Below are 26,105 nucleotides of genomic sequence, written 5' to 3'. Positions count from 1 at the left end.
ATAATCTCGGTTACTTGACTGCGTAGTGTTCTTTAATAGCTCGTGCAACATCATGAACAAGCTGTGGTCCGTGGTATATAAAACCTGAGTAAATTTGTACTAAACGTGCCCCGGCTTCTAGTTTTTCTATCGCTGACTCAGGATCAGTAATACCTCCAACACCTATAACAGGTATCTTATCGCCCATAACATTAACCAGACGTTTGATAACTTTGGTCGATTGATTAGACAGGGGCTTACCACTTAAACCACCCTGTTCATCTGCGTTTTTCATACCTTGAACCTGACTACGGTCGAAAGTCGTATTAGTGGCAATGACGCCATCCAGCTCATACTGGTTAAAGGTATCGGCCAACTCTTGAATATTATCGTTTGAAAGGTCGGGAGCAATCTTAATGGCCAGAGGCTTATATACCTTATGCTCTTGATGCAACTGCTGTTGTTTCTTTTTAAGGTTATCCAACAGATCCTTCAAAGTATCTCCAAACTGCAGATCGCGTAACCCAGGTGTATTAGGCGATGATATATTCACCACCATATAGTCCGCCCTGGTATAAATTTTTTCCATGCCAATCAGGTAATCATCGACGGCTTTCTCTACTGGCGTATCGAAGTTCTTACCGATATTAATGCCAAGCACACCATCAAACCTCGCTTTAGCCACATTCTGCAAAAGCTGCTCTACACCATCATTATTGAATCCCATACGGTTAACAATGGCTTCTGCCTGTTTAATTCTAAATAACCGCGGCTTTGGATTACCGGGCTGTGGGCGCGGCGTTACAGTACCAACTTCGACGAAGCCAAACCCCATCCTGGACAAAGCATCAACATACTCACCGTTTTTATCTAAACCAGCCGCTAAACCTACACGGTTTGGAAACTTAATCCCCATGACCTCAACGGGATCATCTACTGCTGGCTTTGCTAGCATACCTGTTAACTTGAGTTTTTCAGCTAACTTTAACGAGTTTAGAGATATATGATGAGAGCGCTCAGCATCAAGCTGAAACAGAATAGAGCGAAGTAACGAGTACATAAATAGTCCAGTTTATAAATATCTTCCTGGCCAGAAATAACAAGGCCAGCATCGAAAGCTGGCCTATTTTAACGTGATTTCAATATGATTGGCAGTTTATTCTTTTTCCTGCCATTTGCCATTTACGTAAAATGCGGACCAGCCACTGGCTTTACCGTCATCTTTAACCCCGGCGACATACTGCTGCTTGGTTTTTCGGCTGAACTTCACAAAGGTACGGTTACCGTCAGGATCTTTGGTCGGAGCCTCAGCAAGAAATTTATACTTTGGATCTAACTGGTCTTTCACCATTAAGATCTCATCAACCGCCGGAGCACGAGTTTCACGATTACGTGGGAATTTGCTTGCCGCCAGGAAAATACCCGCAGCACCATCACGTAAAACATAATGGTCATCAACTTTCTCACACTGTAACTCAGGCATAGGAATCGGATCTGCCTTCGGTGGCGCAGGCTCACCATTCTTTAGCAATTTCCGAGTGTTTTTACAGTCATCGTTGGTACAGTCAAAATACTTTCCGAAACGGCCAGTTTTTAACTGCATTTCACTTCCACATTTATCACACTCTAGAACAGGTCCATCATAACCCTTAATTTTATATTCACCCTTTTCGACTTCGTAACCATCGCAATCCGGGTTATTACCACAGATAAATAACTTGGTGTTTTCATCAACCAGATAATCATCCATGGTTGAATTACATTTCGGGCAACGCTTTCGCGTATGTAAAAAGCGCGCTTCCTCATCCTCGTCCGCAGCGACAAACTCTTCGCCAGGAATCAGGTTAACGGTATTTTTACATCGCTCCTTGGGCGGTAAGGAATAGCCCATACAGCCCAGGAAAACACCAGTACTGGCATTTCGAATAGCCAGATGATGCTCATTACATTTGCCACACATCAACTCAGTTTCAACAGCTTCATTACGACGCATGCCACCTTCATCCTGCGCCTTATCTGCTTTGGCTAACTGCTTGGAGAATTCATCATAAAACTCATCCAGTGTAATTCGCCAGTCTGAACGACCTTTGGCAATGTCATCCAAGTGTTTTTCCATGGTGGCGGTGAACGAATAATCCAGCAGGTCATCAAAACTTTCGACCAGACGATCGGTAACGATTTCACCCATTTTCTGGGCATAGAATCTTTTGTTATCCAACCGAACATAGCCGCGATCCTGAATAGTGGAAATGATTGAAGCATAAGTTGATGGACGGCCAATTCCCCGTTTTTCCAGCTCTTTAACCAATGCCGCCTCAGAGTAACGCGCGGGTGGCTTAGTGAAATGCTGCTTAGGATCAAGCTTTTGCAGTTTCAGTTCCTCGCCTTCCTTCACATCCGGAAGCTCCTGATCTTCTTTGCTACGGCTTTGCATCGGCTGTACCTTGGTCCAGCCATCAAAGCTCATAACACGACCACGTGCTTTTAGTTCGTAATCACCGGCTTTGATTTTTAGACTGGTAACGTCGAATTCTGCAGGAACCATCTGACAGGCAACAAATTGACGCCAAATCAGCTCATACAAACGCTCAGCATCTTTCTCCATGTTACTCAGCTGTGATACTCGAACAGTAACACTGGAGGGACGAATCGCTTCGTGTGCTTCCTGAGCCCCCTCTTTACTCGAGTAAGTATTCGGCTCCTTTGGCAAATACTTCCCACCAAATTTGTCGTCAATATAATCTCGACATGCAGCGACGGCATCCTGACTCAAATTGGTCGAGTCAGTACGCATATAGGTAATATAACCTGCTTCATAAAGGCGCTGAGCCATCATCATTGTTTTCTTTACACCAAACCCAAGACGTGTACTTGCAGCCTGTTGCAGAGTTGAGGTAATGAATGGCTTAGGAGCTTTGCTTTTTTGAGGTTTGTCTTCGCGCGAATAAACACTGTAAGTCTGCTGCTTCAATTCCTCCAGTGCTTTATTGGTATCCGCTTCGTTAGTTGGTTTAAAACTTTTGCCATGATGTTTATTCACCATCAGGCGTAAATCTTCATTGCCCTGAGTCAGGGTATCAGCATGAACATCCCAGTACTCTTCTGGAATGAATGCTCGGATTTCGCGCTCACGCTCAACCAGCAAACGAACTGCAACCGATTGCACACGTCCTGCCGACAAACCCCGTGAAATCTTTCGCCACAACAGCGGAGAAACCATAAATCCGACAACGCGATCCAGAAAACGACGTGCCTGCTGCGCATGAACATAATTCATGTCCAGCTCACCCGGGTGTTTAAAAGCCTCCTGAATGGCTTTTTTCGTAATCTCATTAAAGATAACGCGCTTGTAACGGCTATCATCGCCACCTAAAGACTCACGCAAGTGCCATGCGATAGCTTCTCCTTCTCTATCCAAATCCGTTGCCAGATAGATTTGATCAGCGTTTTTCGCCAGCTTTTTTAATTCACTCAGTACTTTTTCTTTCCCGGGTAGTGTTTCATAGTGAGCATCCCATCCTTTTTCAGGATTAATCCCCATACGCTCGAATAGAGCTTTCTTCTCTTTCCGAGCTTTATGCTTAACCTTCTCCTCGGGTGATAGCTTACGAGTCTCAGCGGCCTTTCGAGCCCGCTCTTTCGCATCTACAGGCTTCTTTTTCCCTGATCCCGTTGGCAAGTCACGGATGTGACCGACACTCGATTTAACGATGTAGTCACTGCCTAAATATTTATTAATGGTTTTCGCCTTGGCTGGCGACTCCACTATCACTAAGGATTTACCCATAAAAAATTATCTTAAATTTCAGTACTTTATTAGTTCTATATAAACAAAAAACAGGCGATCACTGGTGCGATACCTGTTTATCCTTTTTTATTAATAACAACCAAAGCCAGTCGGTGTCTAGCTTTATTTTCATTAATCGTTAACTTTGGTTGGCCTGCTCTAATTAAAGAACAGGCCACAATCTTGACTGACTCCTCTAAGGATTAATACTCTCTCAGTACCTGATGCGCTGGCTGGTTCAGTAAATGCCTCAATCCTAACCAGCCAGTAACTCCGATAAATAACACGCTGACCATTGGAACCCACAACCAGAACCAGGGGTGCAGCACAATGTCTATGTCCAGAGCTCTCCAATATAGAATACTCACCAGTATTTCACCACCAATAACACCGAGTATCCCGGAAAACAATCCTAGAAGTACCAGCTCAGCCAGTATACTGGAGCGGATAAAGCGCTTTCTTGCTCCAAGTGCCTTTAGCAAGGTTGCGGACAGGACTCTTTCTTCACGGCTGACCTGAAGAACAGCGTACAATACAGCCACACCGGCCAACAACACAAACAGCATAATGAACTCAACGGCCAAAGTAACCTGATCCAAGATTGACTGGACTTGCTCCATAATAGCATCGAGCTCAATAATGGTGACAGTTGGCATCTGTTTCAATATTTGATTCAGAACATTTTTATCTTCCAGAGGAAGATGGAAACTGGTTATGTAGCTGGCTGGAAAGTCATCCAGCGCTCCAGGCTCAAAAATTATGAAAAAATTAGGCTGAAAAGAGTCCCATTGAATCGAGCGGAAATTGGTAATCTTTCCTTCCAGCTCTAGGCCGCCAATAGAAAACTGAATAACATCACCTAACTCCAGCGAAAGGCGATTCGCCAACTCTTCACCCATAGAAATTTCTGCGATGTCATCCTGAACATCCTGTTGCGACCACCACTCGCCCTTAGTCACTTTATTGGCACTTGGTACATCAGCCATCCACGTTAGATTTAACTCTCGTCGAAGCGCACCGGTACGCTGCTGCTCTTCATTTAATGCTTCTTCGAGGGTCATATCATTGAGTCCAACGACTCGTCCACGCACCATCGGATAAATGCCCTCTGTCTGAACATTATTTTGAGATAAAAGATTCTCTAAGGGTTCGACTTCGTCTTCCTGGACATTGATTAGGAAGTGGTTAGGCGCTCCCTCTGGTAGCTGGCTCTGCCACTCGCTGAGTAGTTCGCTACGAATCAGTACTGTCGATAACATGATTATAAAAGCCAGACCAAAAGCGCTTATTTGACTGATAGTAAAAGCAGGATATTGCTTTAACTGTCCCACACCAAAACGCACTGGAGCAGAACCTCTTTTACCCAGCCATATACCTATTCTAAAGATGAACCATGCTATCAGACGTATCAGCAGATAGGTAATTACAGCCACCACCAACAATATACCCACTAACTGTAAAGAATGGCTTTGCCACCACATTAAAATTGCCATCACTCCGATGGAAAGCAGATAAATTACCCAACTTGACATGGCACGGGGTAAAAGCTCTTTTCGCAGTACTCTCAACGGCGGCACTTTTGCAATCTGCAGGAAGGCAGGCAAAGCAAAACCCAATAGCACAACCAGACCACTGAGCGCGCCAGTGATTACTGGAGCTAGACTTAGGCCAACCATCGGCTTTGGCAGGTAATCGGCAAATTGATTGATGACTACAGCCTGTAAGCCGAGTCCCAGCAGCAGTCCCGCCACTGAGCCAATAAGTCCAATCATTAAGAGCTGCCACAGATAGAGTTTGTGAACCTGACGGATTTGCATTCCCAGGCAACGATAAATTGCTGAGTAATCAAAATGTCTATGGCTGTATCGACTCGCACCGACAGCTATAGCAACACCGGCCAATACGACCGAAATAAGACTAGCAAGACGTAGGAATATTTCGGCACGCTCGATGGCAGCCTTTAAAGCCGGGGTTCCTTCTTTACCACCAGTAATTTCCTGACTAGGATTTTTTTGTTCTTTGAGCCACTGTATATAAGGTTCACGCTGCTCAGGCTGACCCGCAATAAATAACATATGTTCTATTCGGCTACCGGCCTGAACAATATTCGCCGGAGCCACATCAGACTCATTGATTAAAACTTTGGGGGCAACGTTAAATACCTCACTGGCCTGCCCCGGTGCTGCGACAATAACACCATCAACTGTCAGCTGGATAGCACCAAAGTCAATGGTATCACCAACCTCAATCCCCAGAACGCCTAGGATTCGAGGCTCGACCCAGATAGTGCCCTTTTCTGGCTGAGATTGTTGAACAACGCCTTGACTGAATGGCTTATCCGCGATTTCAATTGTACCTTTTAATGGATATTTACCAGCCAGTGCCCTGACGCTGACAAGCTGAAAGTTATCCCCTTTTGATAGCACCGTGGCGAAGGACTGAGATCGGGTAATCTCCAAGCCGTTCTCTAACCCACGTTCAATCCAGGTTTGCTCTACTGGTCTTGGGGATTCAAAAGTATAGTCTGCTCCAAGAAACTCACTACTCTGCTCGCCCATTGCGCGATGAACTCGATCTGTTATTGAGCCTATGGCTACCATAGCCATCACCGCTATCATCAATGCAAACAATAGTACTTTGACCTCTCCCGCCTTCCAATCGCGGCGGAAAGTACGCATCGCCATTCTCAACATTATTTCTGTCCTACCGCTGCTGAATTTGACTGAGTGCTAGCTGAGTTACCATCTTCAACAACTTGACCACCTTCCAATCGAATTACTCGTTGGCAGCGCTCAGCCAGACGATCATCGTGTGTCACTAACACCAGCGTTGTTCCCAACTGTTGGTTCAGCTCAAACAGTAAGTCGCTTACCTTGTCACCGTTTTGAGTATCGAGGTTACCCGTCGGCTCATCAGCAAAAAGTATTTTCGGCTCACTGGCAAATGCTCGTGCAATTGCAACCCGCTGCTGCTCACCACCTGACAGCTGATTTGGATAGTGATGCAAGCGTTCTTTTAGGCCGACCTTTTCCAGCAGCTCAGTGGCACGCTTTTTGGCCTCACCCTGCTCTTTTAGCTCAATCGGCAACATAACGTTTTCCAAAGCACTGAGTCCGGGAAGTAGATGAAAAGACTGGAAAACAAAGCCAACATTCTGTGCACGTACAGCAGCACGCTCATCTTCATCCAATTGGTGTAGCGGCTGCTCTGCCAAAAAGACTTCACCTTTGGATGGCACATCCAGCCCCGCCAGCAAAGACAGTAAAGTTGACTTACCGGAGCCAGAAACACCAACAATTGCTACCGTATCTCGTTCATTTACGGTTAAACTAACGTCAGATAGAATGGTCAAATCTTGACCTTGTGAGTTAACTGTTTTGGTTAATTCTTTAGTACGTAACATAAATTAAAGTTTCTCAGCACATTATGATTGAACAAATTAGTAACAAACTTACCATGTTTAAACAGTTTTTGAACTGGATTTTGTTTCCAGTTGTTACAGTATTGACTCTCACCCTTTCGCCTGTTGCTCAGTCACAGGAAAAAGGAACCATTCTGGTATTGGGTGACAGTTTAAGCTCTGGCTATAACTTTAGCCCTGATCAAACATGGGTCGCATTATTAGAACAGAGGCTGGGTGAAGAAAACATCAATTATGATGTTGTTAATAGCAGTATCAGTGGCGATACGACGACTCAGGGACTGAAGCGACTGCCAAAACTGTTAGAAGTTTATAAGCCTGAGTTAGTAATTATTGAACTCGGCGGCAACGATGGTTTACGTGGATTTCCTCCTAACGTAATAAAATCTAATTTGAAAACACTAGTATCAAAATCCCAAAAAGCTGGTGCGGAAGTGCTTTTACTGGGTATCCAGATACCCCCAAATTATGGAGAAAAGTACGCTCAGGCATTTTTTGAAAATTACAAAGAAATAGCCTCTAATAGCGAGACGAAACTTGTCCCATTCTTTCTCGATGGAGTTGGTGGGAATGAAGAACTGATGCAAAAAGATGGTATTCACCCAAACGCCAAGGCTCAGCCGATATTATTGGATAATGTCTGGCAACAACTATCACCCATGCTACAAAAATAAAAAAAGGCACTCCGATGAGTGCCTTTTTCTTCTCTAGCGAATAACCTGAACGTTTCGAACTTAAGCTCAGAATCTCCAGGCAAAACCAACCATCGCCACCCATGGGTCGATGTCAACATCAACTGTCGTTGCCGTAGCACCATTAACAATAACATCAGCATCAGTATTAATATCTACGTACCATACGCCTGTGTTAATGAACCAGTTATCACCTATCTTCCAGTCGGCACCAATCTGCCCTGCAATACCGATAGAGCTATCAAGCGATAACTCAACATCATTAGTTCCTAACGCTGCTTTCAGTTCAGGCGATACTTCTTCATCAAAAAAGTAAGTGTAGTTAACGCCAAGACCAAAGTAAGGATGGAAAGAATCACCACCAACATCAGGGTAATACTGGAAGGAAGCCGTTGGAGGCAGGTGTTTAGTTGAACCTATCGGTAGACCTGACAGACTGCCATTGCCATCAATATCGTGTTCGAAAGGTAGAGCGGCAAGAACTTCAAAGCCCCAGTTATCCGTCAGCATCCAGGTTCCGCTGAAACCCAGCCCCGTGGCCGAGTCCACTGTCACACCGTCATCAGTACCAAGCACATTTGAACTTTCATCATTAGGGTTTACATGCGCCGCACCAACTCGAAGAATAAAGTCACCTTCTTTATGTGCTAACGCCTGAATAGAGCCTGCTGCTAAAGCAACACCAACAACCAATGCCGTTAGGCTTTTTTTCATATTTACCATTGTCACTGTCCTTATTATTTCTAAATAAACGTGACTACAGTAAGGCCCTTTTCAATTAAAAAAGTTGATGTAGATCAAGAATTTAAACCCACCTGCAAATGTGCATTGGATTTCCTTGTTTTAGATCAAAAAAGGCTCCATTTCTGGAGCCTTTTTTGCATTTATGACTTAAGGATTAAGCCACTAAAGAAGCTACAGCCTTGTCTAGGCGCGCTAAACCATCTTCAATGTCTGCATCCGTAATAGTCGCCGCAGGAGCAAAACGAACAACGTCTGCGCCAGCAACAAGGCACATCACACCATTTGCCCAACCGGCTTCGAGGAACTTACGAGCCTTACCTTTCCATTCGTCAGACAATACAGCACCAAGCAACAGGCCTTTACCACGTACTTCTGAGAATACGCCGTATTTTTCGCCTATAGCCTCTAAGCCTTTGACGATTTTTGCACTTTGCTCTTTAACTGTCGCCATCATCTCTGGAGTATTAACTGCTTCCAAAACAGCAAGGGATACTGCACAACCCAATGGGTTACCACCATAAGTACTACCGTGCGTGCCAGGAACAAGGCTTTCCGCAATTTTCGATGTAGTAATCATGGCGCCGATTGGGAAACCACCACCCATCGATTTCGCTGTTGTAAGGATATCAGGAGTGACACCCAGGCCCATGTAGGCGTATAGGTCACCAGTACGGCCGAAGCCTGTCTGAACTTCATCAAAAACTAATAGGGCATTGTGCTTGTCACACAGTTCACGTACCTGTTTTACAAACGCAGGATCAGCAGGAATGATTCCGCCTTCACCTTGGATTGGCTCCATAACAACTGCGCATGTCTTATCAGAAATTAGTTCTTTGAAAGCTTCTATGTTGTTGTATTCTGTGTGTAGAATACCACCCGGCAATGGCTCAAAACCTTCGGTATATTTAGGCTGGCCACCAACACATACTGTAAATAGAGTACGACCGTGAAAAGATTTAGAGAATGAAAGAATTTCACTCTTCTCAGGACCAAAATTATCATGTGCATAACGACGTGCCAGTTTAAAAGCAGCTTCGTTAGCTTCACCACCCGAGTTAGCAAAAAATACTTTATCAGCAAATGTCGCCTCAGTTAGTTTATCTGCCAATTCCAGCGCAGGCTTATTGGTAAACACATTACTCAAGTGCCAAATTTTATCGGCTTGCTCATTAAGCGCCTTTACCATACCAGGGTGCTTATGGCCAAGAATACTGACCGCGATACCACCAGCAAAGTCAACATATTCGTTTCCATTCTGATCCCATACCCGCGACCCTTCACCGCGTTCCGGAATGATTTCCGATGGATTATAGTTGGGGACCATGACCTCATCAAAGGTCGCTCTAGTATAACTTTTCGACATAAAAACACCTTATTTTTGTCTAAGCTGACGATTTCAGCGTTGCTATTCATCAATGATTAGCCGGACATGATCGCTGTTTTCAGGTCAAAATTCCAGCCTTCGCTGGAAAAATACTACTTTTTACTTCAGAATAACGCTTTTACTCAAGGGAACTTTTGTCTATCATCCTCTTCCCTGACTTTCATATACTAATATTGCATAGTACAAATATAAGGACTTAGGTCGCATAGTTATGGTAATTCGCCCTGCACAAAGCACTGATTTAGAAGACATTTTAGAGTTGGCCGCCAGCGCTGGGACTGGGCTGACAACCCTACCTCACAATCCAGAAACGATTTCAAACAGAATCACAAACTCACAACAGGCGCTTTCAGAGGATATTAAGCAGCCTGGTTCTGAGTGCTACTTCTTTGTACTTGAAGACAGCCAAGACGGAAAAGTAATTGGCACCAGTGCATTAGTGTCAGCTGTTGGAATGGATGATGCCTTTTTCAGTTATAAGCTCAGTACACAAGTCAGCACTAGCCCTGAATTAGGCGTTTACAACCCTCATCAGATGTTGGTTCTGGGAAATGATTACACTGGTGCTACCGAGATAGCAACATTGTTTTTAGCAGAAGAATATCGCGGTGGCATAAACGGACACCTACTGTCCAAGTCTCGCTTTTTGTTCCTTGCTGATCACCCTGAGCGCTTTTCAGAGAAAGTTATCGCTGAAATGCGTGGTTACTCAGATGACAATGGTTACTCCCCATTTTGGGAAGCTATCGGCAAACGCTTCTTTAAAATGGAATTTGCAAAAGCCGATGCAGTTCGTGGTCTTGGCAGTAATACTTTTATCTCCGAGCTGATGCCAAAGTATCCGATTTACGTTGATATGCTACCCGAGGAAGCTCGAGCAGTTATTGGTAGAGTGCATGCTGACACAGCTCCTGCACTCTCCCTGTTAAAGAAAGAAGGTTTTACCCATCAGAATTACGTTGATGTCTTTGATGGTGGGCCAACGGTTGAAGTTCAACGAAATGCCATCAGAACTATAGCACAAAGTCACATTGTCGAGCTGGTCGCCGGTGAAGTTAGTGGCAGTACCTTGCCAATTATGATTAGCAATCGTAAATTAAAAGATTATCGGTGTATTGTTGAACAAAGCCGCCTGGAAGGCGATCAATTAACACTTCCTCAAGCATCCATAGATGCCCTTGGCTTAAACGAAGGCGATACGGTACGAGCGGTAGAGTTATTCAACAAGCGCAGACCTTCCAGCTCGAAGAAAACTCAATAAATTCAGGGTTATTTTATGTTGCACAACAATCTATTCATTAATAATCAATGGCTTGCTGGTGAAGGCAAGTCGTTCAAGTCCATCAACCCAGCTGACGGCAGCACGGTTTGGGAGTCCAACAGCGCGACTCCTGATCAGGTTAGCGACGCAATTATGGCTGCTCAAAAGGCAGGCTGGACATGGAGTCAAAAAACTCTTGATGAGCGTATAGAGATCATCAAAAAATTTGAAAGCCTGGTCAGGGACAACAAAGAAAAGATTGCTGAGTTAATTTCTCAGGAGACAGGAAAGCCATTCTGGGAAACGTTGACTGAAGCAGGTGCTATGGCAGGTAAAATTGATATTTCTATCAAGGCATATCATGAGCGTACCGGTATAAAAGAAACAGAAACTGCAACCGGTCAAACGGCACTCCGTCATAAACCTCATGGTGTATTAGCCGTATTTGGCCCATACAACTTCCCGGCGCATTTACCGAACGGACACATCGTTCCAGCTTTAATTGCTGGTAATACCATCGTCTTCAAGCCAAGTGAACTGACACCCGCCGTTGCAGAGCTAACGATTCGCCTGTGGGAAGCTGCAGGTTTACCTGAAGGCGTAATTAATTTAGTTCAAGGTGAAGTTGAGACAGGCGTAGCCCTGGCAGGCCACCCTCAAGTAGACGGTATTCTATTTACTGGGAGTGAAACGGTCGGCAACATATTACATAAGCAAGTTGCTGGACAGCCCGGCAAAGTGCTGGCGCTCGAAATGGGTGGTAATAACCCATTAATCGTCGGTGACATCAAAGATGTCAATGGTGCTGTTTATCATACCATACAGTCAGCGTACCTTTCTGCGGGTCAACGCTGCACCTGTGCCCGTCGCCTTTTCGTTCCAAACACCGAAGAAGGTGACATATTCCTGGATAAACTCACCGATGCTACGGCAAATATCCGTGTCAGTTATTATAACGATGAAGAGCAACCTTTTATGGGCCCGGTGGTATCAGAAAAAGCCGCGCTTGAGTTATTAGAAGCTCAGGACAAACTTATCGCTAAAGGTGCAAAACCATTAGTAAAGATGGAGCACCTGGAAAAAGGTACTGGTTTTGTTAATCCAGCCATTCTGGAAGTAAGCGATGTTGAACTTGAAGATGAAGAATACTTCGGTCCTTTGTTGCAAGTGATGCGTTACGACAATTTCGAAGATGCCATCGTAGAATCTAACAATACTCGCTTCGGTTTGTCAGCGGGTTTATTAAGCGACAACAAAGAGCAGTACCAAGAGTTTTACACGAAAATCCGAGCCGGTATTGTTAACTGGAATAACCAAACAACTGGAGCCGCAGGTACAGCTCCTTTTGGTGGCGTAGGTAACTCAGGCAACCACCGCCCAAGCGCTTATTATGCTGCAGATTACTGTGCCTACCCGGTCGCTTCTATCGAGAATAATGCCTGTTTATTACCTGAAAACCTAGCTCCGGGAGTAAAACTTTAATGAGCAAGAAAGCTTTTGAGTTTAACTTTGATGGCCTGGTTGGCCCAACGCATAATTATGCAGGTTTGTCGCACGGTAACGTTGCTTCAACTTCGAATGCTAACCTGGTTGCAAAACCTAAAGAAGCCGCTAAGCAGGGACTAGCAAAAATGAAGGCGCTACATGACATGGGGCTTAGGCAAGGCGTCTTAGCGCCAATGGAGCGACCTGACGTATTTACCTTACGTAAACTGGGGTTCACTGGTACCGATGCACAGGTCATTATCAAGGCAGCTAAGCAAGCTCCAAAGATTCTGGCAGCCTGCAGCTCTGCTTCTAGCATGTGGACAGCGAATGCCTGTACCATGGCACCATCCAGCGACACCGCAGATGGTAAAGCACACTTTACACCAGCGAACCTGGCCAATAAATTTCATCGCTCGATAGAGCATGAGACTACGGGCCGTATTTTGCAGGCCATGTTTAACGATGAAAATTGCTTTGCTCATCATCCTGCATTACCTATGGGTGACCATTTTGGTGACGAAGGTGCGGCTAACCATACGCGCTTTGTGGATCTAAGCTCAGAAAAAAGCTATGGCAAAAAAGGCTTACACTTCTTTGTTTATGGGAAACATGCCTTTGACAGCAGCAAGCCAGCACCACATAAATATCCTGCTCGTCAGTCCTACGAGGCCTCACAGGCAATCTCACGTTTACACATGCTGGATATGGATAACACGGTATTTGCGCAGCAAAACCCGCACGTTATAGATAAAGGCGTATTCCATAACGACGTGATTTCGGTTGGTAACGGTAACGTCTTATTCGCTCATCAAAAAGCTTTCCTTAACCAAATGCAGGTATACACGGACTTAGAGCAGGCTTTTGACGGTGAAGAATTCCACGTAGTGGAAGTAGGCGCTAACGACGTTCCAGTTGAGGACGCCGTCAAATCTTACCTATTCAACAGCCAATTAATTACCCGTGATGATGGCAATATGGCTATCATTGCACCGGGTGAGTGCGAGACAACGCCTTCAGTAAAAGAGTACCTTGACTGGCTAGTAGAGCAAGATACGCCAATTAAAGAAGTCAAAATTTTTGATGTAAAACAATCAATGCAAAATGGTGGCGGTCCTGCCTGTTTACGTCAGCGTGTGGTTCTTAATGAAACTGAAATTGCTGCCATGAACCAAAGCGTTCTAATGTCTGATGACTTATTCAACCAACTGAATAGTTGGGTTGATAAACACTATCGAGAAACATTGGAAGAGGTAGATCTGGCCGATCCAAGCCTATTAACTGAGTCAAGAACAGCTCTGGATGAGCTTACTCAGATCCTTAATCTAGGCTCTGTCTATCCATTCCAGTTAGCATGATTTAATGACTATAAACATACAAAAGCCCGCTCTAAAGCGGGCTTTTTTATAGCAACACACTAACTGTCTAAAGCAAACTTCATCTGATAAGTCCGGCCTCGTTTACCATAGTCTTTGTCTGCAAAACGCCATTGTTTAATCGCGTCGATAGCAGCTTTATTAAAAAGCCCTTTATTACTCGACTTTTCGACTCTTATATTAGATGCTCTACCTTGGTTATTGACATCAAAAGTTAAATTGACATAACCCTCTATGCCCTCTTTTTTAGCTTCTTTCGGGTATTCTGCCTGAGGCTGTTCAATCACTGTCAAGGTATCAGCTTTGATACTGTCAGGAGCTTTTGGTGCTTTTGGATTCAAAGGCCCTTTAGGTGGCTTAGGGATAAGTTTAATCTTTTCTTCAAATCGAGCTTTTTCTTCCGATGTCATCGCTCTTTTCTTACCATTTTCTACAACGTAATACTCGCCATTTGCTACCGTATAGACTTTGCCTCCATTTTCCGTCCAGTTTATAACGCGGTGTTCATCACCCTCACCTTCGGAAAATACTCTCTCATCTATTTTAATAATGCGATGAGCTTCATGGGGAGGCATGGGCGGAGTTCTCATAGCCTGCGAGCGTTGCCTTTTAATTTCAGTGCGCGCTTTTTCTAAATCTCGCTTACTACGTTCAACATCAATGCGAATACGTTTTTGTAATTTTTCAGCATTAATCTGCTTTTTAGCCTTTGCCAGATCCTTCTTAATACGCTGCATCTCTTCTCTTGAAATCTCACCTTTCTCATACACTCTGACGATCTCTTGCTGTGCTCGGGCGATTTCTTCGTGGGCATGCTTAATCTCTTCTTCTGCTATTTTGACTTCATCAACATGCAGCTCCAGTTCTCGATGAGCTTGCTCAATTTCTTTCTCAACCTTACGAAGCTCTTCTTCTGACAAATAGAGTTGTTTCTGAGCCTCTTCATGCACTTTCTCAAACTTCTCTTTCTCCTCGGCTGTCATTTCGCGTTTGACGCCATTTTCCTTGATGTAGTATTTATCGTCTTCCTGCAAATAAACCACACCATCACCATTGTTAAATTCGATAACTGTTTTTTTCTGACCGTTTCCATCGATGGTGATATTTTCACGGGTAACAACTCGTTCTTCTTTGACCTCCTTGTTGGCTGCATAAACTGCACAACAGCTTAAAACCATTGCAGCTCCTAGCGACAAGGCAACTTTGCCTGTACGGTTGATGGGTTTAGTAATATTCATAATACGCTCCTCAAGTTGGTTAAAAACCTTCCAAGAGCAGAGTAGACTTACAGAGTGAGTGGCAGAAACTGTTGAAAGCAGAGCATGACCGTAGTCTTTTGTACGTGAGGTATCCGTTTTATTTAGAACCAGATAGTCACAGAATAATTCCTGGTCATGCCTGAAGTTTTTTCTCGCGATATAAATTAATGGATTAAACCAACCGATACAAACCAGCACATCCCATAATAAGTTAAGCCATAAATGCTTCTGTCTAATATGCTGTTCTTCATGTTCGATAATGAGTTGAATTTGCTCAGCAGTTAATTGTTCGGCAACGTGAAGCGGGAAATAGATCTTAGGTTTTATAAAGCCATAGACTGCTGGTGACATATCATCATGTTCTACGGCTATCAGTGAATACAGCTTTGGCTTATGATTCATATACCCTTTTAAATCAGTGGCGGGTCTTTCAATCCTTTTTAGCTCTCGTCTTAATTCAACATGCTGAATTAGTAACCGCAGTAGTAATAAGGTAGTTCCTGTTAGCCATATCGCACCTAACCACCAATAATTTTGAAGTGTTTCTACAGGCTTCATCACCATAACCGATACAGCCTGACCAATATAGCTGGAGCTGGCCGAGGTAAAGTCGATGGATGCAACAACTTTCGCCAACAAAAACCCTACCGGGATAGCCAACCATAGTAGGTATGAGTTGTAGCTTTTGGTGGTTTTACGTATAAAAAAGCGCACCACCAACACCGTCAACACGATGACACTTAAGTCTAAGTTGAAATGCCAGAAAGTATCCAGCCAGCCATTGAGCCTAAGATCACTCAGCATCATTCTGCTCCTTCCTATTTCCCTGCTCGGCCAGTAACCCTTTCAGATAATCCAGTTCATCTTTCGACAGTTGTTTATTCTGAACAAATGTCGCCAGTAATTCTTTCATATTGCCTTTAAAGACTTTATCCAGGAAACCTTCACTTTCATCGGCTAAAAACTCATCACGCTCTATGGCGGGATAGTATAGATACCGACGACCGTCTTTCTGGAAAGTCACTACACCCTTTTTAACCAACCGGTTTAAAAAGGTTTTTACGGTTTTCTCACTCCAGTCCTGAGACTGAAGTTTCTCGACTACTTCCGTACTGGATAATGGAGATTCCTGCCACAGAACATCCATCACACTTTTTTCTGCTTCACTCACTCTGATCGTCATACTCGACTCATATCAGTTAATTTATTCAATTTTATGATTACAAACGTAATCAATAGTTAAAGATTACACCTGTAATCATTCATAATCAAGTATTAATTTGCAGTTTTTTGTACAATGACTTAGAGTTCATAAATTCTCTAACAAACGATTAAAACAATGAACTTAAGCGCAAAAATTCTAATTTTTATGGTTGCGGGTGCCATTGTAGGCTTCTTATTCCTGCAATTTGGGGGCTACGACTGCTCAGGCTTCTTGACTCAGACCAAAACCATGGCTTTGAACATGGACAGCTGGGCAGGTAAAAAAGGCCTGTTAGCGGCGGGACAGGCAAACTGCACCCTGCTGCAAGAACAAAGCTGGTCTTATAATTACTTAGTTGAAGGTTTGTTTAGCGTCGGCGGCACACTATTTATCAATGCGCTAAAAATGTTAATGGTTCCATTAGTTCTTGTCTCTCTGGTTTGCGGAGTCTCTTCCCTGGCCGATCCCTCAAAGCTTGGGCGCTTAAGTTTAAAATCGATAGGTTTATACCTGCTTACCACAGCTATCGCTCTGACCCTGGCCCTAACTCTAGCTTCCATATTCCAGCCAGGGATAGGGATGCCAGTAGGTGATGCAACATTTAACGCCAGTGAGAAACCTCCACTGACAGAGGTTATTATCAATATTATTCCAACCAACCCATTTGAGGCTATGTTTAACGCCAATATGCTTCAAATTATCGTCTTCGCTATTCTTGTTGGTCTTGCGATTACTTTATCCGGTGAGCAGGGTAAACGTATCAGCAAATGGTTTAATGACGTTAATAAAGTAGTGATGGAACTGGTTAATATCGTTATGCGCTTCGCACCTTACGGTGTATTCTTCTTGATTGCTGAAACGTTTGCGACCTTCCCATTCTCTGACTTACTGGGTGGTTTGGGTGGCTATTTCTTATTGGTCATAGTGGGCTTAATTCTACATGCCATATTAACCTATAGTACTTTGATTGCTCTGTTTGCGAGACTCAACCCAATCAACTTCTTTAAGGGCATGTGGCCGGCGATGATCACAGCCTTTGGTACTTCCAGCAGCAACGCCACGCTACCAGTAACCATGCGTTGTGCCGAGATGAACCTTGGAGTGCATAAGAACACCTTCTCTTTTACCCTGCCTCTTGGTGCAACCATTAATATGGATGGCACTGCGATCATGCAAGGTATTGCTACACTGTTTATCGCCCAAGCTTACGACGTAGACCTGAGCATGGCGCAATTACTGACCGTGGTATTAACAGCGACCCTCGCCTCAATCGGTACTGCAGGTGTTCCTAGTGTCGGCTTGATTCTGCTTGCGGGCGTGTTAACTCAAGTTAATCTACCAGTAGAAGCTATTGGTATGATTCTGGGCATTGACCGTCTACTGGATATGACCCGAACGGCAGTCAATATTTCCGGTGATGCTGCTGTCACAGCAATCGTGGCTAAGTCAGAAAACGAAATTGAAATGGATACCTTTAACGATCCGTTCAACCACAGTAACTTTGATGACTAGAAAGTTTTAAGGAATGAGAATGAAAAGGAATTTTTTTACCTACATGCTGTGTCTATTAGTAGTGGGGTGTTCACACATCCCACTATCCACCATGCTAAGCATGTCGACCTTTGATAAGAAAGATTTTGCTGAACTTAATGCCAGGCATATTCGAGCAAAAATTGTTACCAATATCTCCAGGGGCTATGTTAAGGATAGAACTAATCTTCAAGTTAAACTATTAACTCCAAGCCATAAACTAGATAAAACCCTCAATCTCATTGTTGTCAAGGATACAATATCTTCTGAAGAAAGCTGGTTTGGTGACACTACTCTCAAACACAGTACCGTGTTTAAACTATCAGAGGAAGCTATTAAAGACTTTCAGGAACTACAACAATCACCGCTCATTCAAAAGAGAACAGAAGACGGTAAGTTTAACTTTAAGGTTCGTTGGCAGTTTGAGGGAGGAGCTCCAGATAACTTTACAATAAGTGCTGACTTGCTTCTGGATCCTGAAGATGGCTTCTTTACTTTGATTGATGACTATGAGTTTACTCAAGGTCAATAAGGGCAAGTAAAAACAACTTATACTAATTCGAAAGCCCTCTGTTGAGGGCTTTTTGCTATGACATTTAAAACAACTAAAAAACTGACTTAGTAACCGAGACAAAAGAAATAATGCCGATACCCTCCAGCTTGGCACAGTGACTTATCAAATCAGCAGGCGTAACCTAATCAAACTAATACTTTTTAGCTCAAGTAAAAGGCTTCTGTGGAGTGTATTACTCTTCTGATTCGAGCCCAAGAGCATTTGTATTTATTTCAAAGAACAACTTCGAGTCATCACTGACGCTCACCAACTGAACTGGCATCTCGGGCCTCTAACTTTCCACGCCCTTTACTGGCGATGCTCCATACGCTCCGACTAGCGACTTAATGTCTTCCACGCTAGTATCATTAATTTTTAGCCTCGGCTTATCCTTTTTTATGCCGAGGCATTATGGTGACAATCCCCCCTGGGGTATCAGGTATTAAAGTAAATACTGCTGATAAAAATGTAGCTCTGTGTTAAACGCTTTAATAATGGTATCCGGCTTTCTGAATCCATGACCTTCACCTTCGAACGTTATATATTCATAGGGCAACCCTTTTGCCTTAAGCGCATCAACCATTGCTTCAGCCTGGTTTGGGGGTACGACTTTATCTTCCAGCCCCTGCAAAATCAGGATTGGGCATGATAATTGGTCGGTATGGTTTACAGGTGAACGCTGCTGATATATGTCAGCCTTTTCAGGATATGGACCTACCATGCTATCCAGATAGCGTATTTCAAACTTATGGCTATCTTGAGACAAGGAAACCAAATCTGCCACTCCATAGCGGCTCATACCTGCTTTAAATGCATCATGGAAGGTAAGCGCACATAAAGTCGTATAGCCACCTGCTGACCCTCCTCTAATAGCCATACGTTCGCCATCTACTAAGCCCTGCTCCGCTAAATAGTGTCCCATTGCTATGCAGTCATCTACATCCAATAACCCCCACTGTCCACGAAGCTTATCTCTGAAAAGTCGTCCATACCCAGTACTTCCGCGGTAATTAACGTCGGCTACTGCAAAGCCTCGGCTGGTCCAGAACTGTATTTTCGAATCCAGTCCGCTATCTGCCATCGCTGTAGGACCGCCATGACTCATTACAATAAGGGGTGGTCTTTCATCACCTGGCCCCTCGAACCCACTGTTAACTGGGGGATAGAAGAAACCATGAGCTTTATCTCCATGAGATGTTTTAAAGCTAACATGCTGTGCCACAGATATGTCACCTCTATCTGTGGTCTGCTCTAAATCCGACAAGATCTCCCGTTGCAGGATATTGTGATCACCATCCAATGTAACCTCAATCACACATTCCGGCTGGGTTGGGTTCGCTGCAACGAAATACACCTGATTTCCTTGTTCAGTATGCCTTACCACCATCTGACCGTTAAAAGCAGTCCAATGGTCAGTTAGCAATGATATGGAACCATCGCTCAGATTTATTAAATAGAGTGCCTGGGTACCGGTCTTTGTTCCAATCGCAATTAAGGTATCCTCGTCAAGCTGTTGCCATGTATTACAGCCAAAGACCCACTGAGGGAGTGCAAATTCAATATGCTGAAATACATGTAATGGCTTGCTTGAGTTTTGCTGATATAAATGCCACCACTCTTCATAGTCCGCAGCAAACAACAACTCATTATTATCGCTCCAGTCAGGCTGATAAGCTGATACGTTGTTCTCCGCCACAACTGCCTTTGGGTTGGCAACTTCTCCGTTCACCCATTCGCCAGACCAGACTTCAGTCTCATCCCAGGGCATGTTCGGGTGATTCCAACAAAGCCAGCTAATACGTTTACCATCCGAGCTGATCCGTGGATTAGAGTAAAAATCATATCCCTCTGCAATAATGGATGGACTGGCAGAGCCATCAAGAGGTATCTTAACCAGCTCATTCACCACCTCGCCTTTTTCGTGCCTTTCTCGTACACAGACAGTAAAGTCGCCTTGAGGTGCTATGCAACCATCATTGTAGCGCCAGCTACGCTTAGAAGGTGGCTTAGGAGTAATGGCGATAACTTCCAGCGATTGTAAGTCTTGCTTATAAAGCTGCTGTTCTTCATCGTCAACAAACAGTAAGACATCATCGTTAAGCCAGAAATCAGCACCACCGTACTCATGAACACGGGTGCGAACATTGTAGGGTTTCGGTGTGATGTCTTCGCGCTGTCCTTCGCGGTAGCGGACTATAACTCCACGCCCCTGCTCTTCTGGCCTCCCTTCCAGCCAGTAGAGCGCGTCCGAGGTAGTTTGTATCTGCCCCAATCTGGTTGACTTGCTGGCAAGTTGCTCAGCGCTGATTGGAGATTCCCACAAACCATATGGCTTAACTTTTTTTTGCTGTTTATTCATATACTCTTAATGTTTTAAACGAATTTTATAAAGGATTTCATTCAGATAGCTCAGTTCAAGCTCTTTCCAACGAGGGTGGCTATCTAAAATACTGTGGCGGTCAAGTTCCGTTATCTCAGCATGGGGGAATAATTCATGCAAATCCCGCTCAGATATACAAAATGGAGGACCACTCATCTCTTTCGGGTCATAATCCATAGTCACCAGTAGAATTTGCCCATCCGGACTAAGAAAACTTTCGAGATGACTCGCATATTTGTGTCGTAGCTCAAGAGGCAATGCAACGATTGCTGCACGATCAAAAATCAGCTGGAAAGAACCCGTATCTTTCTTATGAAGTTGAAAAAAGTCACTGAGCCACAGGTGGATATGAGCAGCATCATACCGAACACCATTATCTACCTTTGTTATTTCGGGCCTAATCCCACTTTCCTTCCAAAACTCCTCTACCGCATGCTGGTTAAATTCAACTCCAACAGCATCGATCTTTTGGTCAGATAGGAAAAGTAAATCCCTTGTCTTACCGCATAAAGGCAGCAGTACCTTGTCTTTACCGTCAAAATACTGCTGGTAATACTTTACTAAAAAATGGTGCGCCTGGCTTAAATGGAAAGGTTGTGTTGGCCGCAACCAACAGTTATTCCAGAAATCGTAATCCACGCTAAACCTATTTGAATAAATCCTGTCGGGAAGAACGATGCAGCAGGCGATTAATCAGGCTTTCTGCACCACGGCTGAAGCTGACAGATAAACGCTCACTGATTGGTTTTTTGATACTGTATTTAATTGCATACACATCTTTATCTTTCAGTGCATCAATAATCAGATCATCGCTGGTTTTAAGGTCATCAACTAAGTCCAGCTCCTTGGCACGCGTACCATACCAGTGCTCTCCGGTCGCTACCTTTTCTAAATCTAACTGTGGTCGATTTTTATTGATAAACGACTTAAACAGTTCATGTGTATCATCCAGATCCTGTTTAAATTTATCTCTTCCGTGAGAGGTATTTTCACCAAACATCGTTAATGTCCGTTTATAGTCACCCGCTGTGTGTTGTTCGTAGTCTACATTTGCTTTTTTTAATAAACGGTGGAAATTCGGTAACTCTGCAACCACACCGATTGATCCTATTACTGCAAAAGGAGCAGCTGTAATCGTATCAGCAACACAGGCCATCATATAACCACCACTGGCAGCAACTTCGTCAACTGCAATGGTCAGTTTATAGCCCGCATCACGTACTCTCTGCAATTGTGATGCCGCCAGACCATATGTATGAACCATACCGCCGGGGCTTTTAAGCCGGACCATGACTTCATCACCTTCTTCCGCAGCAGTCAGAATAGCAGTAATTTCTTCTCGCATTGACTCAACATCACTGGCCTCAATATCACCGTCAAAGTCAATCACAAAAACTCTTGCCCGGCGGTCATCTTTTGAGTCTGTGTCATCCGCCTTACGGTCTTTTTTCTTCAAGGACTTAAGCTTTTGCTTTTCTTCCTTTTCTTTAGCCTTGTCTTCTTCCTTTTCTTTTTTCAGGCTATATTTGAACTGATATTTAGACATCACTTCATTTTTAATGGCCTGACTTCTCTCTTTAATCGCATCACCGAGGTTGGTAACTCTTAGGTCGCCTTTCGGGATAGCTTGCTGCTGCCGATGGCCAGCATTAATTATCATGCCCAGTACGAGCATAATCCCAATGATAATAGTTGCGGCCTTTAATAGAAAAAGCCCGTATTCCGAAAGAAACTCAATCATAGTAACCTTTGCATAATGCCATGAGGCGTTGACGGTAAAACGTGATTTTACTTTAAAAGCCAATAAAATTGGATAAAAATCACTCTAAAATATCTTTTTTCCTAGTCATAAAAAAAGCCCTCATATTGAGGGCTTTTCATCCTAATAGATTACAGCTTACTGTTCAACGAGTGAAGGGTCTGTAATCTCGACCAAGGCACCGCCAGAGGCAATAAACTTGGCAATTGCGTTTTGTATTAACGTGGTTTGCTCAATAAACTCTGTCGAACCATTAGGGCCCGCAGGTGTAAGTACGGTTCCATGATTACCATCAGAGACTTTAATCGAAGCACGTGATGTTTGTGTCGTCTGTGTAACGACCGGTAATCCGAACAATGCTGCATGAGGAGTTGCCCCAGCTAGAGGACCTCCTTCAATAACTGGAGGAACGACCGTATCCGTTTGGATCTGCACTCCCAGTGTCGGCTTATTATTAGCTATCGCGATTGCCGCGTAATTCACAGGATCACCCGAGTCAACTACTGTTTGTGCAGCAAACAAGAATGGTGATAAGACTTCAGGAACGAATGCAGGGTCATCTACTGCTACACCTGAAGCTGCTGATAAGCCACCACGAATAACAGGACCGAAGGCAGGCGATCCATTCAAGAATTGAGCAATGCTACCTGTTGTTCCTGCCAAGACCCCTTGCTTTGTGTCAGCAGTCAATGCCATATAGTTTGAACCAACAACTCCACCAAGAGAGTAACCCATGAAGCTGATTTTTGAACCATCAAAGTCAGGGGTACTATCTCCGTCAATATCCATATTAGGGATTTCAGATTCCAACGCTAGTAGGTCGAGAACCCCTTGTCGAATATTGTCTCTAGAAACCAACAAGTTTTGAAGGTTAATGAAGTGTGTTCCTGATGCATCAGGTTGGCCGTCTTGACCCGGCTGCGTTGGACTAGAACCATTTACTACATAGTCCACACCAAAAGTACGCTCTCTGGCTGAACCCGGAGTGTACCCCGCAAAAATTCCAATTTGCCCGCCACTCGCTTGCTGCAGCCCTTGGTGTACTGCATTGTCTTGAGCAATTCCGTGTAGCGGTAAATCCATAGATACAACCGCTGTACAAGCGCTTGCCATAGTATCAGCGATACCGAGCATAGCTGTTCTGTTACTTGTCAGTCCATGCTGGAAGATCATCACCGGGTACGGCTTAGGGCATTGGGTATTTTTTGGAATAGATACCAACAACGGAACTGACTCTTCACCCGTTCTCTGAGGTAATTTATTCGCATAAGTAATGTTAGCACCTGCTAAAGGATTCGGTACCAGACCCTGAGATGTTGGAACCATGTCCGCACCAACCCATTGGCTGTTCAGTGGTGCTGTTGGATTTTCTAACGAAGGCGCTGAAAGTAGATATGGTAAAGACACTTGGCCTTTGTATAGATTCGCTGCACCAATACCAGTAAATGGTGTTGTGTCCGTCATTAAACTTGAAAAACTAGAGTTTCCAGATGTAGCTAGCGGTGAAGCCGCATTAACGTATACCGAGTTTGATGCGACAAGAGCATCCGCGACAGACTGAACAGTAAACTGATATGCGAGAACGACATTATCACGCTCAACACCACCAGTTTCAGCAGCAGCCAGCATAGCGTTAACTAACTGTCTAACAGGCTCTAAACCGGCTGTCGCAGAACCCTCAGGAATTGCATCTGGCGATTTAGCAATGGCAAACTGAGGATCTTCTACCAGAGGATTACCATTTATGTCAGAAATACCGTCAGTAACAATAACCATATAGCTGCCTTGAGGCTCTAATGGTGCTAACGGGACAACACCTACAGCAGCAGGACCATTAGGTACCGCAACAAACTCGCTACCAGCCTGCAACTCGCGTTCCACACCCGTCACTGGTCCAGTCGGATTAGGGATACCTGAGCCAGGAGACGTTTCTCCACGCGCTACTGAAACCTTAAATACACGAACGGTCTGCCCAGGAACGACTGTGCTGCCATCAATTGCACCACGGAACTCAATATTAAATGGAGCATGAGTTGACCAACCATCAAGACCGCTAATTGCGTTTGATGGATCCGACATATCAGTTGGATCGTCAGTTGGGATATTTAGAGTTAAATCAGTTGTACCACTGAATAATAGATCGTTAGGAACTGGAATCTCACCATCGCCAGGAGCATATACTGGAGCAATTAACTTAGTACTACCATCGCCAGTACCTGGTACTTTGGGCTCTTCAGGCCCATCACTACACGCTGCCAACACTAAACTACTAACTAGTGTCACTCCGTATAATAAAGTTTTCTTCATTTCTAACTCCCGTTGATCAGTGAGCGGTTTTAACCGATTTAATTATGTTATTTATAAAATTGTTCTAATCCTACTCTGTAAGATACCCAATTGGCAAGTGGACTTACCAGCTGAAACTAGTTGAGCTGAGTCAGAGAGGTCATATCACCTTTGGCTTTATTCCAAAGCTCGCCACTTTGATGACCGTACTCCCAGAGTATCTCATTAACCTTCTCGACATCTTTCTCTTTAATCGCCTGTTCAAGCTGACGGTAATAGTTATAGGCCAGACGACGAGTCTGCTCATAACCAAAATAAAAACGACCTATTTTATAGTAAATCGCCTCAAAACCGTTAAGCATCAAAGTATATATAGGGTTACCGCAGGCGCGGGTTGCGGAATGGTGGAAATGCCAGTCGAAATCAATATAACCTTCCGCAGTGTTTGGAACATTATCCAACTCAGCCAATACTGCTAGAAGCTTTTCCGGTTCTTTTTTCACCGCATCACGCATAAATACACTGACGATAGATGTTCTTGCTCTGAGTAAATTATCAGCCAATGTCATCGAGCCGGCATCGTCCAAGGTTACTAGAGTGTCAAGGACGTTTAATGTCGCAGACTGCCAAATGTCATTAACCTTTGTTGGCTTGCCATGCTGAATGGTCAACCAACCATCACGTGCTAAGCGCTGCAATACTTCGCGCAAAGTTGTTCTTGTGACCCCAATAATTTCAGCCAGCTCACGCTCTGCTGGTAAAATTGTGCCTGCTGGAAATTTTCCATTCCAGATAGACTCTACAATATACTGCTCAGCAAATGCTGCTGGCGTTAATGCTTTAGCTGTAGAAGCCATCAGCTTTCCCCACTTAAATTTATCATGTTATATAACTGGTAAGAGGTCAACTCTCACCACGTTTTTAGCATATAGAACCAATCTTTTCCAGCATTAGTACCCCAAACCTGCCGAAAGAAGACTTTTATAACTTTCGTTTCAACCGCAG

General features: G+C 44.1%; 19 protein-coding genes. 6 read left to right on the top strand and 13 right to left on the bottom strand.

What is annotated here, in order from left to right; translation table 11 throughout:
- Nucleotides 1–10: 10 nt before the first annotated feature.
- The 4 genes from KS2013_RS03395 to KS2013_RS03380 form a co-directional block, all read right to left on the bottom strand.
- Entirely contained in the window at nucleotides 11–1,039 is a 1,029-nt protein-coding gene (locus tag KS2013_RS03395) for a quinone-dependent dihydroorotate dehydrogenase (RefSeq protein ID WP_068989774.1), read from the bottom strand.
- A 96-nt stretch (nucleotides 1,040–1,135) separates the two neighbouring features.
- The gene (topA, locus tag KS2013_RS03390; protein ID WP_068989770.1) at nucleotides 1,136–3,766 is read right to left on the bottom strand and encodes a type I DNA topoisomerase; all 2,631 of its coding nucleotides are present in this window, start codon (nucleotides 3,764–3,766) and stop codon (nucleotides 1,136–1,138) included.
- A gap of 203 nt (nucleotides 3,767–3,969) precedes the next feature.
- Nucleotides 3,970–6,459 carry an ABC transporter permease gene (locus KS2013_RS03385; protein WP_068989765.1) on the bottom strand — a complete coding sequence of 830 codons (2,490 nt, stop codon included), beginning with the start codon at nucleotides 6,457–6,459 and terminating at the stop codon, nucleotides 3,970–3,972.
- The gene (locus KS2013_RS03380) at nucleotides 6,459–7,169 is read right to left on the bottom strand and encodes an ABC transporter ATP-binding protein (RefSeq protein ID WP_068989762.1); all 711 of its coding nucleotides are present in this window, start codon (nucleotides 7,167–7,169) and stop codon (nucleotides 6,459–6,461) included. The genes KS2013_RS03385 and KS2013_RS03380 overlap by 1 nt, the downstream gene beginning before the upstream one ends.
- Nucleotides 7,170–7,222: 53 nt before the next feature.
- Between KS2013_RS03380 and KS2013_RS03375 the strand changes: the two genes are divergently transcribed.
- Complete coding sequence (locus KS2013_RS03375) at nucleotides 7,223–7,861, top strand: arylesterase (protein WP_068994364.1); 639 nt, start codon at nucleotides 7,223–7,225, stop codon at nucleotides 7,859–7,861.
- A 66-nt stretch (nucleotides 7,862–7,927) separates the two neighbouring features.
- Here KS2013_RS03375 and KS2013_RS03370 read toward each other — a convergent pair whose 3' ends face one another.
- Both KS2013_RS03370 and KS2013_RS03365 read right to left on the bottom strand, forming a co-directional pair.
- Nucleotides 7,928–8,593: an OmpW/AlkL family protein gene (locus KS2013_RS03370; RefSeq protein WP_228703720.1), complete on the bottom strand. Its 666-nt coding sequence runs from the start codon at nucleotides 8,591–8,593 to the stop codon at nucleotides 7,928–7,930.
- Between the two features lie 184 nt (nucleotides 8,594–8,777).
- Nucleotides 8,778–9,986, bottom strand: coding sequence for an aspartate aminotransferase family protein (locus KS2013_RS03365; protein WP_068989755.1), 1,209 nt, complete (start codon nucleotides 9,984–9,986; stop codon nucleotides 8,778–8,780).
- A 232-nt stretch (nucleotides 9,987–10,218) separates the two neighbouring features.
- On the opposite strand from KS2013_RS03365, the gene astA reads away from it, so the two are divergent.
- The 3 genes from astA to astB are packed head-to-tail and all read left to right on the top strand — an operon-like array spanning nucleotide 10,219 to nucleotide 14,111.
- Nucleotides 10,219–11,268, top strand: coding sequence for an arginine N-succinyltransferase (astA, locus tag KS2013_RS03360; RefSeq protein WP_068989751.1), 1,050 nt, complete (start codon nucleotides 10,219–10,221; stop codon nucleotides 11,266–11,268).
- A 15-nt stretch (nucleotides 11,269–11,283) separates the two neighbouring features.
- Nucleotides 11,284–12,750 carry a succinylglutamate-semialdehyde dehydrogenase gene (astD, locus tag KS2013_RS03355; protein ID WP_068989748.1) on the top strand — a complete coding sequence of 489 codons (1,467 nt, stop codon included), beginning with the start codon at nucleotides 11,284–11,286 and terminating at the stop codon, nucleotides 12,748–12,750.
- Nucleotides 12,750–14,111 carry an N-succinylarginine dihydrolase gene (gene astB / locus KS2013_RS03350; protein ID WP_068989747.1) on the top strand — a complete coding sequence of 454 codons (1,362 nt, stop codon included), beginning with the start codon at nucleotides 12,750–12,752 and terminating at the stop codon, nucleotides 14,109–14,111. Before astD ends, astB begins: the two co-directional genes overlap by 1 nt.
- Nucleotides 14,112–14,170: 59 nt before the next feature.
- On the opposite strand, the gene KS2013_RS03345 is transcribed toward astB, so the two are convergent.
- Nucleotides 14,171–16,195, bottom strand: a complete 2,025-nt coding sequence (locus KS2013_RS03345) for a TonB family protein (protein WP_228703719.1) — start codon at nucleotides 16,193–16,195, stop codon at nucleotides 14,171–14,173.
- On the bottom strand, nucleotides 16,182–16,571 hold the full coding sequence (locus KS2013_RS03340) for a BlaI/MecI/CopY family transcriptional regulator (RefSeq protein ID WP_068989740.1): 390 nt from the start codon (nucleotides 16,569–16,571) through the stop codon (nucleotides 16,182–16,184). The genes KS2013_RS03345 and KS2013_RS03340 overlap by 14 nt, the downstream gene beginning before the upstream one ends.
- Before the next feature lie 156 nt (nucleotides 16,572–16,727).
- Here KS2013_RS03340 and KS2013_RS03335 point away from each other — a divergent pair, with 156 nt between their 5' ends.
- Nucleotides 16,728–18,104, top strand: coding sequence for a dicarboxylate/amino acid:cation symporter (locus tag KS2013_RS03335; protein WP_068989737.1), 1,377 nt, complete (start codon nucleotides 16,728–16,730; stop codon nucleotides 18,102–18,104).
- A gap of 19 nt (nucleotides 18,105–18,123) precedes the next feature.
- A complete protein-coding gene (locus KS2013_RS03330) occupies nucleotides 18,124–18,654 on the top strand; it encodes a hypothetical protein (protein ID WP_156768955.1) in 531 nt (176 codons plus the stop codon).
- Nucleotides 18,655–19,117: 463 nt separating this feature from the next.
- Here KS2013_RS03330 and KS2013_RS03325 read toward each other — a convergent pair whose 3' ends face one another.
- From KS2013_RS03325 to fadR, 5 genes are all read right to left on the bottom strand, one after another.
- Nucleotides 19,118–21,034, bottom strand: coding sequence for an alpha/beta hydrolase family protein (locus KS2013_RS03325; RefSeq protein WP_068989731.1), 1,917 nt, complete (start codon nucleotides 21,032–21,034; stop codon nucleotides 19,118–19,120).
- Between the two features lie 6 nt (nucleotides 21,035–21,040).
- The gene (locus KS2013_RS03320; RefSeq protein ID WP_068989728.1) at nucleotides 21,041–21,694 is read right to left on the bottom strand and encodes a class I SAM-dependent methyltransferase; all 654 of its coding nucleotides are present in this window, start codon (nucleotides 21,692–21,694) and stop codon (nucleotides 21,041–21,043) included.
- Nucleotides 21,695–21,701: 7 nt separating this feature from the next.
- A complete protein-coding gene (gene sohB / locus KS2013_RS03315; RefSeq protein ID WP_068994358.1) occupies nucleotides 21,702–22,793 on the bottom strand; it encodes a protease SohB in 1,092 nt (363 codons plus the stop codon).
- A 159-nt stretch (nucleotides 22,794–22,952) separates the two neighbouring features.
- Nucleotides 22,953–25,121 (bottom strand): hypothetical protein, encoded by a 2,169-nt coding sequence (locus KS2013_RS03310; protein ID WP_068989723.1) that lies wholly within the window; start codon nucleotides 25,119–25,121, stop codon nucleotides 22,953–22,955.
- Nucleotides 25,122–25,237: 116 nt separating this feature from the next.
- Nucleotides 25,238–25,957: a fatty acid metabolism transcriptional regulator FadR gene (gene fadR / locus KS2013_RS03305; RefSeq protein WP_068989719.1), complete on the bottom strand. Its 720-nt coding sequence runs from the start codon at nucleotides 25,955–25,957 to the stop codon at nucleotides 25,238–25,240.
- Nucleotides 25,958–26,105 lie beyond the last annotated feature (148 nt).

Origin of the sequence: Kangiella sediminilitoris (assembly GCF_001708405.1) — a bacterium.
Taxonomy (GTDB): domain Bacteria; phylum Pseudomonadota; class Gammaproteobacteria; order Enterobacterales; family Kangiellaceae; genus Kangiella; species Kangiella sediminilitoris.
Note: the sequence above shows the minus strand (reverse complement) of the source record. Positions and strands in the feature narration are given on the sequence as shown.

Excerpts from the sequence above, each read along its gene's own strand:
- KS2013_RS03395 (WP_068989774.1), bottom strand. The coding sequence starts at position 1,039 with ATGTACTCGTTACTTCGCTCTATTCTGTTTCAGCTTGATGCTGAGCGC.
- topA (WP_068989770.1), bottom strand. The coding sequence starts at position 3,766 with ATGGGTAAATCCTTAGTGATAGTGGAGTCGCCAGCCAAGGCGAAAACC.
- KS2013_RS03385 (WP_068989765.1), bottom strand. The coding sequence starts at position 6,459 with ATGTTGAGAATGGCGATGCGTACTTTCCGCCGCGATTGGAAGGCGGGA.
- KS2013_RS03380 (WP_068989762.1), bottom strand. The coding sequence starts at position 7,169 with ATGTTACGTACTAAAGAATTAACCAAAACAGTTAACTCACAAGGTCAA.
- KS2013_RS03375 (WP_068994364.1), top strand. The coding sequence starts at position 7,223 with ATGTTTAAACAGTTTTTGAACTGGATTTTGTTTCCAGTTGTTACAGTA.
- KS2013_RS03370 (WP_228703720.1), bottom strand. The coding sequence starts at position 8,593 with ATGAAAAAAAGCCTAACGGCATTGGTTGTTGGTGTTGCTTTAGCAGCA.
- KS2013_RS03365 (WP_068989755.1), bottom strand. The coding sequence starts at position 9,986 with ATGTCGAAAAGTTATACTAGAGCGACCTTTGATGAGGTCATGGTCCCC.
- astA (WP_068989751.1), top strand. The coding sequence starts at position 10,219 with ATGGTAATTCGCCCTGCACAAAGCACTGATTTAGAAGACATTTTAGAG.
- astD (WP_068989748.1), top strand. The coding sequence starts at position 11,284 with ATGTTGCACAACAATCTATTCATTAATAATCAATGGCTTGCTGGTGAA.
- astB (WP_068989747.1), top strand. The coding sequence starts at position 12,750 with ATGAGCAAGAAAGCTTTTGAGTTTAACTTTGATGGCCTGGTTGGCCCA.
- KS2013_RS03345 (WP_228703719.1), bottom strand. The coding sequence starts at position 16,195 with ATGATGCTGAGTGATCTTAGGCTCAATGGCTGGCTGGATACTTTCTGG.
- KS2013_RS03340 (WP_068989740.1), bottom strand. The coding sequence starts at position 16,571 with ATGACGATCAGAGTGAGTGAAGCAGAAAAAAGTGTGATGGATGTTCTG.
- KS2013_RS03335 (WP_068989737.1), top strand. The coding sequence starts at position 16,728 with ATGAACTTAAGCGCAAAAATTCTAATTTTTATGGTTGCGGGTGCCATT.
- KS2013_RS03330 (WP_156768955.1), top strand. The coding sequence starts at position 18,124 with ATGAAAAGGAATTTTTTTACCTACATGCTGTGTCTATTAGTAGTGGGG.
- KS2013_RS03325 (WP_068989731.1), bottom strand. The coding sequence starts at position 21,034 with ATGAATAAACAGCAAAAAAAAGTTAAGCCATATGGTTTGTGGGAATCT.
- KS2013_RS03310 (WP_068989723.1), bottom strand. The coding sequence starts at position 25,121 with ATGAAGAAAACTTTATTATACGGAGTGACACTAGTTAGTAGTTTAGTG.
- fadR (WP_068989719.1), bottom strand. The coding sequence starts at position 25,957 with ATGGCTTCTACAGCTAAAGCATTAACGCCAGCAGCATTTGCTGAGCAG.